We start from the raw sequence: 16,573 nt of genomic DNA on the forward strand, positions 1-16,573 counted from the left end.
CGGCACTCCGTATTTCGCTTCTATTTTAATCTAAGCCGAAAATACTGAATGCCGCAATTATAACAAATTGGGCTTATTGCTCCCTTATTTTATTGGTGTATACTTAAAGTTTTTGAACTTAACCGAGCCTTCGCCAATTGAACAAAGTCCGATTCGCAAGCTTAAAAATTCGCCTAATGCGTTGTGATGTAATCCTGAGACCTCTAATGAGTTTTCAATTTTGTTCCATTTTAATCCATCGAGGCTGTAAAACATATCAACCACATTGTTAAAATTTTTAAGGCGCAAGAAAACATGGTTTTTGATCACATTCGTTTCGGCTGGAGGTTGCCAGCCTCTTAAATTGGCCATGATGTTCTCGCTATCGGCTAGAATACCAGAATAGGCCTTGTTGTTATAATACAATACTAATCCGCCTGTAGCCTTACCGTCAATTGTTAGTTCCACCTCGGCAGTATATGAATGGTCAGAAGGGATGCACAATAAAGGAGAACAATTTCCAATCACGGTGCCTTTGCCTTTAAGTGTTAACGAATTATCGGCTAAGCGGAAACGAGTAGTGTCATAGTCGGTCCAGAAACTCCATTGTGTTTTTAATATTTTTCCGCTGAAATCATCATTCAATGAGAACGAACTTTTTGAAACTTCCGCTGCAGGCCGTTTAATAGGTTCACCGGTTTTTATTCCTGCCGGAGTTTTAAACCAGCCGTCTTTGGTCCACTCTATAGGCTGTAACAATGTTTGGCGGCCCATGTTGTAATGATTCTTTTCGTACGCATGAAAAACGATCCACCATTTGCCTTTTGCATCTTCAAACAAAGTTCCATGTCCTTTAGACCACCATTTTTCATCACTGCTAAGCGTTCTGTCAATAGGGTTGTAAGGTGAATTTTCCCAAGGGCCGAACGGTGTTTTTGAACGTGCTGAAATGATCATATGACTGGTAGCCGGTCCGGCAGTTCCACCTTCGGCAACGGTCAGGTAATAGTAATCACCATGCTTTACCAGCTTAGGTCCTTCCAAACAAAAGCATTCAATTGACCATTCGCGTGGCACTGGCCAGCCATTATAAGCCTGCTTTAATTCACCGGTAACCGAAAGGCCATCATCCGACAGAGGCACATAACCACCATTGCTGAAATACAAATAGCGTTTACCTTCGGCGTCAACAACATGACCAGGGTCTATATTTCCAACTTTTAAATCGATAGGCTCACTCCATGGGCCATTAATTGATTTGGCTGTTATTACCCAGTTGGTAGGGCCTGCCGGGAAATAGATATAATAAGTGTCTTTGTATTTAACCAAATCAGGTGCATAAACCGAACCCACGTACTTAGTCAGCGTTTTGGTAACGGGTGTCCAGTTAACGAGGTCTTTCGATTGCCAGATCAATAAACCCGGATAATATTCAAAAGAAGAATTGACGAGGTAATAATTGTCGCCATCACGTAATATACTGGGATCAGGGTAATCGCCCGAAAAAATCGGATTTAAATAAAAGCTTTCACCTTTTGGATTTGATTTAGTCTGAACCTGGGCATTGGCAAATAACACCGGCAGTGCAAACAAGGCAAATAGAAATGTTTTTTTCATGTTAATTCTAATAATAATTGGTGTGTAAGTGTTTGCGTTATATGTTTTGCATTAAGTTTTTTTAAATTTTAATTTTTTATTCCTGCTTGTGTGTTGTCAGCTCTTGCAAAAACTGGCTTGGCGTTTTACCAAACTCCTTTTTAAAGGCTTTGGTGAAATACGACTGTGTTTGAATGCCCACACGATACATAACTTCTGCAAGGGCAGCATCTTCATTGATCATAATTTCGGCGGCCTTGTTTAGTCTGATGGTTCGGATAAATTCAACGATCGATTGCCCGGTGATCCGTTTTAGCAATTCATATAATTTGGTCCGGCTCATGTTCAGTTCTTTGCATAAGAAATCAACATCTAGATCAGGGTCGATCAAATGTGTTTCAATTACGGTCATTAATTGATCCAGGAATTTCTTGTCGATGGCGTTTGTGCATTGTTCCTTAAGTTCCGATTGATGGCTGCGGATATGAAGCTGTTTTAACTTTTCGTTTTGGGCAACAATATTGCGCAGGGTGAGCGAAAGCAGATTGATGCTAACCGGTTTTGAAAAATAAAAATCAGCACCCGATTCTGTTCCTTCTATCCGAGCTTCGAGACCATTTTTGGCGGTAAGCAAAATTACGGGCAGATGCTGTGTGTGTGCATTTTCTTTGATGCGCTTGCAAAACTTAATGCCATCCATTTCTGGCATCATCACATCGCTGATAATCAAATCAGGAAGCTGCATTTCTATTTTCGATAAGGCATCTAAGCCGTTTATCGCGGTGGTAATTTCAAATTCATCCCTGAGACTTTCAGAAAGAAAATTGCGCAGCTCCGGATTATCATCTACGATCAACAACTTTTTACCTGTTGATGCCAGGCTTTTTTCAGCTGCAGGTAGCGTGGTTATTTCTTCCGGACCGTAATCAGAATACAGGTATTCATTGTCAAGGCTTTCAATTTTTATATGATCGGGTTTGCCTAACCAAAGTTCGCTGGCCTGATAATTTTCGGATCCTAAAGGCAGGGCAATAATTATTTCGGTGCCTTTTTTACGTTCGCTATACACATATAACTCACCTTTGTGCATCAGTGTAAGTGTTTTAACGAAAGCCAGACCAATTCCGGAGCCCAGGTGCGAAGAATTGATACGGAAATAACGTTGAAATAGATGCGCAAGAGATTCTTCAGAGATGCCAATGCCTGTATCAGAAACCATCACATAAAAGTAATTACTGGCTTTGAAGTCGTTTTTAATGTTTAATTCATTTTTAAATTTCGGATTGATATCGTCGAGAGAGAAAAACAATTTTACCGTTACCTGGCCACCCTCTGGCGTGTATTTAAAGGAGTTATTTATAAGGTTAAGCAGGATTTTTTCCAGGATCTGCCGGTCGAAATAAATGTCAGAAGTACAAGGGGTATTTATTAGTTCGAAATGCAGTTGCTTTTGCTCTGCCCAATCCTCAAACTCCATTGCGATCTCTTCCAGCAACACATTCATATTGCCTGGCATTATCTTTAAGGAAAGCGCTCCTGTTTCTGCTTTTCTGAAATCCATCAGCTCGTTGATAAGATTCATCAAGCGTTTTGCATTGCGATAAATGATCTGATGGGCATGTCCGGTAAGCGGGTCAACAGTGCTGTTCATGAGTTTTTCCAGTGGACCTAAGATCAGCGTAAGCGGTGTTCTGAACTCATGCGAAATATTGGTAAAAAACTGTAGCTGCATTTGGTGAATCTCTTCTTTCTTCTTTTGCTCCAGTTTTCGGTGATTCAGCAGTTGTTTATTTCGGTTATAGGCATACACAACCGCGATCAAAAGCACAGCAATGATCAGTTTAAACCACCAAGTAAGCCAAAAAGGAGGCTTAATTTCAATAATGATGCTGCGTGCTTCCGGGTTCCACAAGCCGTCGTTGTTAGCCGCTTTTACCTTAAACGTGTAGGTTCCCGGACTAAGATTGGTATATGTTGCTCTACGGTCGGCTGATACATAATGCCAGTTCTTTTCAAAACCATCGAGCTTGTAAGCATATTGATTATTGTCGGTTGCCACGTAATTAAGCGCCGCAAACCCAAATGATAAGCTCGACTGTTTGTAGCTTAAAACAATATTATCGGTTTGAGTGATGTCGGTTTGCAAGGGCGAATGATCATCATTTACCGAAATGGGTTGATTGAATATTTGAAAGTCGGTAATGTAAACCGGGGCTATAAACGAATTGCTTTGAATGGTTTTAGGGTTAAACACATTAAACCCGTTCACACCTCCAAAGAAAAGAGACCCATCCTTGGTTTTTAGTGCAGCATTTACTTCAAATTCAAGGTCCTGAAGGCCGTCTCTGTTGTTGAATTTTTTAAACTCAAGCGTTTTCGGGTTGAATTTGGTAAGGCCATTATTGGTCGATATCCAAAGAAATCCTTCGTCATCTTCTTTAATGCCTTTTATAAATTCATGGTCAAGGCCGGCCTTATTGGTGTAAATGGTAAATCGATCGTGTTTTTTATCGTAGAGGTATAAACCCGCCTGTCCTACCCAAAAGTTATTCTTGCTGTCGTTGAAAAGCACACGGATATCGGGCTTTTTAGCAGCATTATTGAAGTAGTGCCTTATCGTTCTTTTTGCACTATTATAACAGTTTAATCCTCCGTCGTCCGTGCCTATCCATAAATTACCATCGCTATCTTCATTTATCGATACAACATTATTGCCGCTTAAATTCAATGTCGAATTTGTTCTATAGCCAAACCGTTCGAATTTCTGGGTTTGAGGATCGAACTTATTCAGTCCGCCAAAATAGGTAGCCACCCATAATTGACCGTTTCGATCTTCATAAATTTTTTGAACATAATCAGAGCTGATGGAAGTATTGTCTGCGGGTGAGTGTTTAAATCGCTTAAAGCTACCATTTTGGTTATCCATAAGACTGAGACCACCCGCCCAGGTGCCAATCCAGAGCCTGTTTTTACTGTCTTCGGTAACATCCAAAACAGCATCGGCTCCTAATGAAGTTGCCGAAAATGGATTGTATTTATAATGGTAAAAACGATTGGTCTTCCGGTCGAAACGATTAAGGCCGCCGCCATCGGTTCCAATCCAAATAGTTCCTGTGTGATCTTCGCAAAAGGCTTTTACGTTATTATAGCTCAGGCTATACGGATTGATCTCCTGGCGGTAAAGGTTGAATTTTTGGGCCTGTGGACAATAAACATTCAGACCGCCGCGGTGAGTGCCGATCCATAGATTGCCTTGCTTATCTTCAAATAATGCGGAAACCGTTCGCTGCGAAAGGCTGTTGTTGTTGCCCGTTTCATTGGTGAAGGTTTTAAAGTTTTCGGTCTCCGGGTCTAACAAGTTTAATCCGCCATTTATCGTTCCTACCCATAAATGTCCGGTTTGTGTTGCAAGCAAACTTTTTATCATATTGCTTCCAAGGCTATTTCTCAAACGATCGTTGTGTAAAAACTGTTTAACAGCTTGCGTTTGCGGATTGAAAAGCAATAGTCCATTGTCTTCCGTACCGATCCATAGCTGTGCATTAGGCGCGTTTTGAATAAATTTTAAATGAAAAGGGGTGTTGCCCAGGTATTGAATAAAGCTATTTGTTGATTCCTGGTAGAGATTTAAACCCACATCGGTTGCTACCCACATGTTTCCCTTGGGATCTCTGAAAATGGCATTGATGTAATTGCCGTTTATCGATCCCTTTTTATTTTTTCGGTAATTAAAATGCTTAAAATTAGTAGTGCCAGGCTGATAAATACTCAACCCCCCGCCATTAGTACCAATCCACAGTAAGCCCTTTCGGTCTTCCTGCATGCAGGTAATGTTATTGCTGGCAATACTAGTAGCGTTGCCCTCTTCATGTTTAAAAATGATAAAGGAATTTTTTAAGCTGTTGTATTGGTTGAGACCGTTTGTGGTTCCAATCCAAAGTGTTTTGCTTTTATCGAGGTATAAATACTTGATGTAATTGTCGCTAAGGGAAGTCGTATCGTTAGCAGTGTTTCGATACGTTTTCATTTTATAACCATCGTATCGGTTTAATCCGTCACGTGTGCCAATCCATATAAAACCATAAGCATCCTGCACAATAGTTTCTATAGTACTGTTTGTTAAACCTTGCTCATGGTTAATGTGGTTAAATTTTAAATCGGCCTGTGCATTAACTTGGTTGGTGGCCGTCAGCAGTGTGAATGCGAAGATGACGATGTTCCAACGTTGGAACAGTTTGCTTGCTATCTTTCCTGGCTTTTTATTCATGCAAATACAATAAAGCTTACTGAAATCAGATATCCAATTGAAGAATCTAAATAAACGATTTAATTGGATATAAATGACAATCAGTACCAAATAAAAGTTGATTTGAACAAGTCGACCGATGCATATTTCTTTAATGTTGCATAGTGGATTTAAGTGCTTTCGCTCAGTAATTGACAAGCCATTCTAACGAAACAACCAATTTATTTATATAACAGAATCACATGAAACAACTTTACAAAATGAAGTATCTTTTACTTCTGGTTTGTATGTTTTCTGTTTTGATTGCCAATGCACAAAACAAAAGCAGTATAAGCGGAAAGTTAATTGATGAAAGTGGGCAGCCATTACCCGGCGCCTACATTGGTATTATGGGGAGTAGTACCGGAACAAATTCAGATGCTAATGGTAACTATAAATTAACCGGCATTGCTAACGGAAGCGTTACGCTGCAGGTGAAGTTTATTGGTTATAAAGATCTGCAACGAACCATTAACCTAATCGGCGATTTTGTTGCCAACTTTGTTATGCAACCAGAATCAACGGCTTTAACAGAAGTAGTGGTTATCGGTTACGGATCGCAGCAAAAGAAGGATCACACCGGTTCAATTTCTACGGTTAACGCAAAGGATTTTCAGAAAGGAAGCATCACCACTCCAGAGCAATTGATAAGTGGAAAAATGGCGGGTGTTAACGTGGTGTCAAACGGCGGTTCGCCGGGGTCGGGCAGTGTAATTCGTATAAGGGGAGGTGCATCTTTATCTGCAAGTAACGATCCTTTGATTGTTATCGATGGAGTTCCTCTTAGTAATGATGTGATAGCCGGTGCGGCTAATCCCTTGAACCTCATCAACCCAAATGATATTGCAACGTTTACGGTGTTGAAAGATGCTGCGGCAACAGCTATTTACGGTTCAAGAGCTTCTAACGGGGTTGTTTTGATTACCACTAAAAAAGGAGAAGAAGGAAAACCAAAGATCAACTTCAGTTCGCAGCTTTCGGTTTATGAGGTTGGCAAGAAGCTCGATGTACTTACCGCCGAGGAATTCAGAACCTATGTAAACACTAATGGCAATGATGCTCAGAAAGCAATGTTGGGATCTACCTCTACCAATTGGCAAAATGAGGTTTATCAAACCGCTATTGGCGCTGATAATAATTTGAGTATTGCTGGCTCATGGAAACAAATGCCTTACCGCTTATCGGGCGGATATTTAAGCCAAAAAGGTGTATTGGTAACCGACAAGCTTAATCGTTCTACGGTTGCATTAAATCTTAGCCCAAGCTTTTTGGATAAGCATTTAAAAGTTGATCTGAACCTGAAAGGGGCATTTAGCAATACACGATTTGCCAACCAGTCGGCAATTGGAGCCGCTGCGGCTTTCGATCCAACTCAGTCGGTAAATGTGACTAATCAATATGGTAACTATTTTGAATGGACAACCACCGCAAATGGTGTAACAACTTTAAACCCGAATGCTTCGCGCAACCCGGTTGGACTGTTGCAGATGAAGGCTGACGAAAGCAAAGTGCAAAGAAGTTATGGTAACATTCAATTAGATTACCAAATGCCTTTTGTTGCCGGTTTAAGAGCCAACCTTAATTTGGGTTATGATGTTTCTAAAGGCGAAGGCACCGTTTTCGTTCCTGCAGAGGCTGCTCAGAGTTATGCCGTTGGAGGTGTGAACAATGAGTACAAACAAAAGGTAAACAATAAGGTGGGTGAGTTCTACCTGAATTATGCGAAGGATTTTAAATCCATAAAAAGTACCATTAATGCTACGGCAGGTTATGGTTACTACGATTTCTTAACCACCAAGTATTTATATGCAAGTCATAAGGCTAACGGTGATGTGGTTAGCGGTTCTGAACCTTCATTTCCGTTCGATAAGCCTCAGGCTCGATTAATCTCCTACTATGGTCGCTTTATTTATTCATACGATTCGAAATATACGTTGGCCGGGTCATTACGTAATGATGGTTCGAGTAAATATGCACCCGAAAACCGTTGGGGTTTATTCCCTTCACTTGCCTTTACCTGGAGAATTAACCAGGAAAATTTCCTTAAATCGTCAAAATCTATTTCAGACCTGAAATTGCGTTTGAGCTACGGAAGTACAGGACAACAGGATGGTATTCCTTACTATTCGTACCTGCCGGTATATTCTTACAGTGTGGCTGCGGCTTCTTATCAGTTTGGTAATACATTTTATCAAATGTCATCGCCAGCTGCCTATGATAGTAGTATTAAATGGGAACAAACCGATACCTATAACGCAGGTATAGATTATGGTTTTGCCGACAACCGCATTACCGGTGCTGTTGACGTGTATTACAAAAAGACCAAAGATTTGTTGAATAACATTCCAATTGCACCAGGCTCAAACTTTACCAATGAGATCATTACCAATGTTGGAAATGTGGAGAACAAGGGTGTTGAGTTTAGTATTAATGCGGCAGCAATACGAAATAAAACCACCAACTGGGATCTAGGGTTTAATATCACTTATAACGATAACAAGATCACCAACCTTACCGCCATTGACAACCCGGATTATGCAGGAGCTCCAACCGGGGCTATTACCGGTGGAACAGGAAACAAGATCCAGATCAACAGCGTGAATTACCCAACCAATTCTTTCTATGTGTACAAACAGATTTACCAAGATGGTAAGCCGGTTGAAGGCTTGTATGAAGATTTGAGTGGAGATGGTGTGATTAATGAGAAGGACCTTTACCGTTATAAGTCATCAAATCCAAAGGTGATCATGGGTTTTAACACACAGTTTACTCACAAAAAATGGTCGGTAAGTGCGGTTTTAAGAGCTAATATTGGCAACTACATGTATAATAACCTGGCAGCAGGCTTAGGGGTGAAAAACAATATTTTAAATCCTGTAGGTTATTTGGGTAACAGCACCACCGAAATTTATAGATCCAACTTTATAAATAATCAGTACCAATCTGACTACTACCTGCAAAACGCTTCATTCTTACGCATGGATAATTTAGGTCTGACCTATAATGTCGGTCATGTTTTAGGGGCTGATAAAACCGCCAACCTTCGCATTAATGCAAATTGCCAAAATGTGTTTGTGGTTACCAAATACAACGGTCAGGATCCGGAGATCTACACCGGTATTGATAATAACTTTTATCCAAGACCAAAAACGTTTGTATTGGGCGTAAACCTCGATTTTTAATCTGCTAAACCATGAAAAGTACATATAAGAAAATAACAGGCTTGGTAGGCATTGCGATCTTTGCCCTGAGCTCATGTTCAAACGATTTAAATTTAACGCCTACAAACGCTACCACTGCCGATGCTGCCTATGCAAATGCGCAGGGTTATAAACAAGTACTGGCCAAAGTTTACGGAAGTTATGCCGTAACTGGAAATGAAGGCCCTGATGCTGCTTCCGGAGATGTTAAAGGTATTGACCAGGGAACATCAGATTTTATGCGGATGTTTTGGAGTGTGCAGGAGTTAAGCACCGAAGAAGCTGCAATTGTTTGGAACGACCCTGGAGTTCAGGATTTCCATGTGATGAACTGGAGCTCGGGCAATGTGATGCTACTTGGACTTTACAGCCGCAGTTTGTATCAAATTACCGTTTGTAATGAATTTTTAAGAGAGTCTACGGATGAAAAACTGGCCAGCAGAAAAATTACCGGTACTGATGCTGACGAGATCCGTTATTACCGTGCTGAAGCGCGCTTCCTGAGAGCATTTCAGTATTGGGTATTGATGGATCTGTTTGGCAGTCCTTCATTTGTAACTGAGAATGATCCAATCGGAAAATTCACTCCACCTCAAATTAAAAGAGCCGAACTGTTCGGATACATCGAATCGGAGCTAAAAGCTATTGAGCCTTTGTTAAAAGCGCCTAAGCAAAATGAATACGGACGTGTTGATCAGGCCGGAGCCTGGGCATTACTGGCGCGAATGTATTTAAACTCAGAAGTATATTTAGGAGCCGGGAAAGGAAAATTTAATGACGCGGTTACCTATGCTCAAAAAGTTATCGCTTCGTCATATTCGCTAAATCCAGCTTACAAAAACCTGTTTTTGGGCGATAACGATAAGAACAACCCTGAAACCATTTTAGCCATTGCTTATGATGGGGTGAACTCTCAAAACTGGGGAGGCACTACTTACCTTATCAATGCGGCAGTGAGTGGGGCAATGAATCCACCTGAATTCGGTATTCCGAGCGGAGGCTGGTCCGGTATCAGAAGTACGAAAAATTTGCCATTGCTGTTCCCTGATTATTCAGGCAACACCGATAAAAGGGCAATATTTTTCGGCTCTAATATAGAAATGAATGACCTGCTCGTTTACACCGATGGATTGGCGGTTGGCAAATTCAGCAATATTACTTCAACTAATCAAACGCCTCCTTCTCCTAACGGACAGTATGCCTCAACCGACTTTCCGTTGTTCCGTTTGGCAGAGATTTATTTGACCTACGCTGAAGCGGTTAAACGCGGAGCCACTAACGGCTCGGAAGCTACTGCTTTGCAGTACCTGAATCAGTTGCGATCAAGAGCATTTGGCAACGCAAGCGGAAATATAAGTTCGTATACGCTAGATTATATCCTTGATGAACGCGGTCGTGAGTTATACTGGGAAGGTTTCCGTCGTTCTGATTTGGTACGCTTTAACAAGTTCACTTCCGATGCTTACGTATGGCCTTGGAAAGGTGGAGTTAAGGATGGAAAAGGTGTAGAAGCCTACCGCGTATTGTATCCTATACCTTCATCGGTGCTGGTTTCAAATCCTGCAATGGAACAAAATACGGGCTATTAATCGAATTTTAATCTAAACTAATTAAACCTCCAAATGGACGCTTTACTCATAAGTTAGGTTGCAGAGTAGGTAAAAGGAGGAGGTTTAATTAGATTTTTTATCTAAAATATTCTGAAAATGAAAGCAATAGCTAAAATAACGTTTGCGCTTATTCTGTCCTTATCGATATTGATAAGCGCATGCGAAAAAGATGAAACAATAATTTCCACAACAAACGGAACGGCTCCGGCGGTAAGTGTTTCGGCAAGCAGTATTGTGCTTAGCAGTGAAAATGCCCAGCAGGAAGCCATGCATTTAAACTGGGAAAGCGCCGATTATGGCTTTAAAGCTGCCGTTAAGTATGTGGTGCAAATGGATAAAAAAGGAAATAACTTTGCCGCACCTAAAGAATACGGTATCGATCCAGGTGTGTTAACGCAAACGTTTAAGGTGGCTGATCTGAATAATTCGCTCAACCTTATGGGCCTTGCGCCGGGTACAGCTTCGGTAGTTGAATTCAGGGTGAAAGCAAAAGTTGCTGAAACAATAGCTCCGGTATATTCAAATGTGGTGGAGTTATCAGTTACCCCTTACCCAATTATTATCGTTTATCCATCGGTAAATGTACCGGGAGCACAAAACGGCTGGAATGTGAAGACTGATAAAGTGGCATCGGTTTACGATAATAAGATCTACGAAGGATACGTTAATTTCCCGGATCCATCGGCCTTAATATTTAAATATAACAGCGGCGATATTTGGTATGGCTGGGCCAGCAGTAGCAATACAGCTTCTTATGCCGAAGGTACATTTAACACTACAGGAGGCAATTTATTTGTCCCATCGGCGGGTTATTATTTAATGAAAGCCGATTTTAACGCCAATACCTGGAGTGCAGAAAAGGTTACATTTGGTATTGTTGGCGATGCTGTGGCCGGTTGGGAAGCTGATACAGAAATGGCTTATGACGCCACCGAGCGTGTATGGAAAGTAACAGCCAACTTCAATGCTGGTCCAATGAAATTTAGAGCTAATCATTCCTGGGGGCTTAACTATGGAGATAATAAACCTGCAAATGGGTTTTTAAAGGTAAATGGTGAAAATATCCAGATACCTGCCGCCGGAAATTATACAGTTGTTCTTGATTTAAGTAACCCAGGAAACTACAGATACACCATAACCAAAAACTAAAAACTGAATGAAAGTGCTGAAGCTGTTAAGCTGCATGCTGTTGATATGTTCAACAGCATGCAGTAAAAATGATCCTGACTCTACAAAAACTGAGGAGCAGCCGAAACTCGCTGCAAATTTTGTAAAAGGGGCGGATGTGAGCTGGGTAACAGAAATGGAAACCCAGGGAATCAAGTTTTATAACAATGCAGGTGCCCAACAGGATCTTTTTCAGATTTTGAAAGACAAGGGAATGAACACCATTCGTTTGCGCGTATGGGTAAATCCTGCAAATGGCTGGTGCAATACCGATGACCTGGTGGCGAAAGCATTAAGGGCAAAGAACATGGGCTTAGGCATTTTGCTCGACTTTCATTACAGCGATTCATGGGCCGATCCGGGGCAGCAGAATAAACCGGCAGCCTGGAGCAGTCAGGATATTACAGCTTTAAAAACTTCGGTTTATGATCATACGGTTGCAGTAATGACGGCCCTTAAAAATAAAGGCATTACACCGGCATGGGTGCAGGTGGGTAACGAAACAAATGACGGGATGCTGTGGGATGAAGGCCGCGCATCAAAGAATATGAAAAACTTTGCCGAGCTCATCCAATCGGGTTATACAGCGATAAAATCTGTTAGCAGTACTTCAAAAGTAATTGTGCACATTTCAAATGGTTATGACAACTCCCTGTTCAGGTGGATCTTTGACGGTCTGAAAAACAATGGAACCCAATGGGATGTAATTGGCATGTCATTATATCCTACCACTGCTAATTGGGCATCTTTAAATTCGCAATGCCTTAGCAATATGAACGATATGGTAGCCCGTTACGGTAAAGAAGTAATGGTGTGTGAGGTAGGGATGGAAGCTACTGAGGCCGCTATCTGCAAAGCATTTTTAGATGATATTATTCTGAAAACCAATTCGGTTAGTAATGGAAAGGGTCTTGGTGTGCTTTATTGGGAACCTGAGTGCTATAACAGCTGGAAAGGATATAAGCTGGGTGCTTTTGATGCAAGCGGTAAGCCAACCGTGGCCATGGATGCATTTCTTATTAAATAATTATTAGACTCAAACTGAAGTAAATAATGCCTTATACAAACATGATGGCAATGCGTCCTTTTTTACTTGCTTTATTCCTTTTTGGAGCCTGTGTGAATAGTTCCGGCCAATCGGTACGGGAGAAGATCAATTTCAACGAAGGCTGGAAATTTCATTTCGGTAATTCTAACGATCCGGTCAAAGACTTTAACTACGGCATAGCTAATTTATTTGCCAAAACCGGCAGGGCCGAGCGCACCGCCATTGATAATAAATTTGATGATGCCAATTGGCGTTCGCTGCAGTTGCCCCACGATTGGGCTGTTGAATTGCCTTTTGCCAATTCGGATAATCTTGATGTTAAAGATCATGGCTATAAACCGGTAGGCGGCTTGTTTCCCGAAACAAGCATAGGTTGGTACCGAAAGCATTTTAGTATCAATGCGGTGGATTCGGGGAAACGCTTTGCGCTGCAATTTGATGGGATCTTTAGAAATGCGAAAGTATGGGTGAATGGTTATTATTTGGGAACTAATGAAAGCGGATATGTAGGTTTTACCCGTGACATTACTGATTATGTAGATTTTCATCATGAAAACGTAATAACTGTTAGGGTTGATGCCACACAATACGAAGGTTGGTTTTATGAAGGGGCAGGCATTTATCGCAATACCTGGTTGTTGAAATACAACAATGCCCATTTTGTTGAAGATGGCGTTTTTGTACACAGTAAGGTAGAAAATACCCAGGCTGCCGTTTTTGTTGAAAGTACGGTAAAGAATGAAGGCTTATCTGGTAAAGAATTTTCGGTTTTAGCAAACGTACTGGATCGAAATGGCAAATATATAGGGCAAGCAAACCAAGAAAAGGTTGTTTTGAATGCTGGTGAAAGTCGTACGATCAAACAAATGGTAATGGTTCCATCGCCTAAGTTATGGTCAATTGAACAGCCTTATCTATACAGGTTGGTCCCGGTAATTAAATCGGGTGATGAGATCATTGACAAGCAAACTATCCGGTTTGGAATTCGAACGGTTGAGGTAAAAGCAAACGGTGTTTTCTTAAATGGAAAGCATGTGAAAATTAAAGGCACCAATAATCATCAGGATCATGCCGGTATAGGTTCATCTCTGCCCGATTACATGCAGTATTATCGAATAGGTTTATTAAAAGAAATGGGTTCGAATGCTTACCGCACCAGCCATCATGCACCTACGCCGGAACTACTCGATGCCTGCGACAGTTTGGGTATGCTGGTTTTGGATGAGCAGCGGTTGCTAAACAGCAGCCCTGAGTATATGGATCAGTTTGAGCGTTTGATTAAAAAAGACCGGAATCATCCAAGTGTGTTTTTATGGTCGATTGGAAACGAAGAAGGCTATGCACAAACCAACAGTTTTGGTAAACGCATTGCCCAAACTTTACTGGCTCGTCAAAAAGAACTGGACCCTACGCGTACCAGCACTTACGCGGCCGATTTGGCTAATGTTTTCAAAGGAATTAATGAAGTAGTACCAGTCAGAGGATTTAATTACAGGCAATTTTCGGTTGCCGATTACCATAAGGATCATCCTGAGCAGCCTTTGCTGGGAACCGAAATGGGGAGTACCGTTACAACCCGTGGTATTTACGAGAAAGATACCATTAATGCTTATGTTCCTGATCAGGATATAACGGCGCCTTGGTGGGCCAGTAAGGCCGAAGAATGGTGGCCTTTGGCGGCAGAAAATGATTTTTGGCTGGGAGGTTTCATCTGGACGGGCTTCGATTACCGCGGAGAACCTACACCTTACATTTGGCCAAATATCAGTTCGCATTTTGGCATCATGGATGCTTGCGGCTTCCCTAAAAACATTTATTATTACTATCAATCGTGGTGGAGCGATAAAGATGTGATCCACATTTCTCCGCACTGGAATTGGACAGGTAAAGAAAATCAACCGATCAAAGTTTGGGTAAATAGTAATGCGCAGCAGGTGGAGCTGTTCTTAAACGGTAAATCATTGGGTAAAAAAGAGATGCCGCTTAATAAGCATTTAGAATGGATGGTGCCTTATCAGGCGGGTACGCTAAAAGCTGTGGGTTATCGGAATGGCCGGAAAATAGAAACCAGTCGGGAAACCACGGAAACTGCCAGTTCTTTAGTTCTTAGCCCTTCCAAAACGGTTTTATTGGCAAATGGACAAGATGCTGTGGTGGTTAACTTTACCGCAGTTGATAGCAAAGGCAGGGAAGTTGCAATTGCCGACAACCTGATCCAATTTAAGTTAGAAGGAGACGCTAAGATGATTGGTGTTGGTAACGGAGACCCAAGCAGCCATGAAGCGGATAATTTTTTAAGCGGAAACTGGCAACGTAAACTATTTAATGGCAAATGCCAGGTTATTATACAGGCGGGCAAAAACGCCGGGAACGTAAAGTTAACAGTTACATCCGAAGGTCTGAAAACCAATGCGGTAAGCTTTACTGTTGCCGGATCAACGCAAAATGCGATCAATCCATAATTTGTAAATAAAAAGGTTAGATTGAAAATCGGAAGGAGGCTGCTTTTGGGCAGTCTCCTTTTTTATGATCCGATTTTTAGTGTTTAATCAATTTGAAATAAGAGTTTTAAGTATTCTCATGACTCAATTTCTATAAGGCACTTGTTATAGCTTTTGGAGCTTCGGAATTGGGTTGGCCCTTGCCCTCAGTTATCAAGTTCTTTAAACTGTTTAAATAATAGGTCCAGCCTTTAAAACAATCCTTGTAGCACTCTTTTTCGGGAGTTAATCCAATGTGCGTAAAGTGTATTTCAGTTTGATCGCCTTTAGGGCTGATCTCAAAAATGACTTCAGTGCCGGTCCATTCATTCTTGTCTTCCAGGAAATTTAGCGTGCTTTCCGTTATCAGCCACACTACTTTTTGATTTGGAGTTATTACTGTTAGTTTTTGCTTAGAGTAATGCACATCGGCAAAATAAACCTCAAATTCATCATTTAATTGCTGTGAATGACCTTTAAATACTTCCGACCACCATGCAGGAATGTTATTGATGGCGGTGAAAACTTCATGAGGAGTTTGATCTACCAATATTGTGGTAGTGAAATTTTGTTGTTCCATGTGTATGGGTAATTAAAGCGTTAATTAATTAGATTAGTTAGTCAGCCACTTTTCAATCAACTCAACATTAAACTTGTCGTTTTCTTTACTGGTAGGATGTCCTTTGCCTGTTGTGATCAGGTTGTAGAGGCTGTTTTTTATAAAGCCGGTCCATGCATCGTTGCATATATCATAACATTCGCATTCCGGAACCAGTCCCTGGTGGGTAAATCGTAGCTCGGTTTTACCTTGTTTTTCAGTGATCTCAAAAATGATCTTTGAGTTTACCCATTCGCTTTTATCAGCAATAAAACTGAAATGGTTTTCCAATACCTGCCAAACAACCCTTTTGTCAGGTACCAGCTCAATCACTTTAATTTTAGCAAGGTGTACATCTTTGTAATGATAGAAGTAAGTACTGTTGAGTTTATCGGTATCGCCGTTTACGTTTTCCGACCACCAGCCGCGAACATTATTAACCGCATTAAAAACCACTTCGGGTTTTTGGTCTACCAGTATGGAGGTAGTAAAATCTGATGTATTCATGGTATTATTTTATAAGATATCGTTTCGTTTACTCAAAGCTATTGTCTTAAAATCATATAGTTAGGGTGCTAAATAGACATTCTATTGGGTTGATTTGGCCATG

9 protein-coding genes are annotated in these 16,573 nt (G+C 41.1%); 5 read left to right on the top strand and 4 right to left on the bottom strand.

Annotated elements, in window-relative coordinates; translation table 11 throughout:
• Nucleotides 1–84: 84 nt before the first annotated feature.
• Nucleotides 85–1,596: a family 43 glycosylhydrolase gene (locus C3K47_RS01505; protein ID WP_103787300.1), complete on the bottom strand. Its 1,512-nt coding sequence runs from the start codon at nucleotides 1,594–1,596 to the stop codon at nucleotides 85–87.
• A gap of 76 nt (nucleotides 1,597–1,672) precedes the next feature.
• A complete protein-coding gene (locus C3K47_RS01510) occupies nucleotides 1,673–5,842 on the bottom strand; it encodes a hybrid sensor histidine kinase/response regulator transcription factor (protein ID WP_103787301.1) in 4,170 nt (1,389 codons plus the stop codon).
• Nucleotides 5,843–6,063: 221 nt separating this feature from the next.
• Between C3K47_RS01510 and C3K47_RS01515 the strand changes: the two genes are divergently transcribed.
• The 5 genes from C3K47_RS01515 to galA all read left to right on the top strand — a co-directional run bounded on the left by C3K47_RS01515 (nucleotide 6,064) and on the right by galA (nucleotide 15,347).
• A complete protein-coding gene (locus tag C3K47_RS01515; protein WP_103787302.1) occupies nucleotides 6,064–9,042 on the top strand; it encodes a SusC/RagA family TonB-linked outer membrane protein in 2,979 nt (992 codons plus the stop codon).
• An 11-nt stretch (nucleotides 9,043–9,053) separates the two neighbouring features.
• Complete coding sequence (locus C3K47_RS01520; protein WP_103787303.1) at nucleotides 9,054–10,649, top strand: RagB/SusD family nutrient uptake outer membrane protein; 1,596 nt, start codon at nucleotides 9,054–9,056, stop codon at nucleotides 10,647–10,649.
• A 117-nt stretch (nucleotides 10,650–10,766) separates the two neighbouring features.
• Nucleotides 10,767–11,819 (top strand): SusE domain-containing protein, encoded by a 1,053-nt coding sequence (locus tag C3K47_RS01525; RefSeq protein ID WP_103787304.1) that lies wholly within the window; start codon nucleotides 10,767–10,769, stop codon nucleotides 11,817–11,819.
• 7 nt (nucleotides 11,820–11,826) lie between these two features.
• The gene (locus C3K47_RS01530; protein WP_103787305.1) at nucleotides 11,827–12,864 is read left to right on the top strand and encodes a glycoside hydrolase family 53 protein; all 1,038 of its coding nucleotides are present in this window, start codon (nucleotides 11,827–11,829) and stop codon (nucleotides 12,862–12,864) included.
• Nucleotides 12,865–12,890: 26 nt separating this feature from the next.
• The gene (galA, locus tag C3K47_RS01535; RefSeq protein ID WP_207765217.1) at nucleotides 12,891–15,347 is read left to right on the top strand and encodes a beta-galactosidase GalA; all 2,457 of its coding nucleotides are present in this window, start codon (nucleotides 12,891–12,893) and stop codon (nucleotides 15,345–15,347) included.
• A gap of 130 nt (nucleotides 15,348–15,477) precedes the next feature.
• Here the strand turns inward: galA and C3K47_RS01540 are convergent, their stop codons facing one another.
• Complete coding sequence (locus C3K47_RS01540) at nucleotides 15,478–15,945, bottom strand: SRPBCC family protein (protein WP_103787306.1); 468 nt, start codon at nucleotides 15,943–15,945, stop codon at nucleotides 15,478–15,480.
• Between the two features lie 33 nt (nucleotides 15,946–15,978).
• On the bottom strand, nucleotides 15,979–16,470 hold the full coding sequence (locus C3K47_RS01545; protein ID WP_103787307.1) for an SRPBCC family protein: 492 nt from the start codon (nucleotides 16,468–16,470) through the stop codon (nucleotides 15,979–15,981).
• Between the last annotated feature and the right edge of the window lie 103 nt (nucleotides 16,471–16,573).

This window comes from Solitalea longa, from assembly GCF_002920915.1.
GTDB lineage: Bacteria > Bacteroidota > Bacteroidia > Sphingobacteriales > Sphingobacteriaceae > Solitalea > Solitalea longa.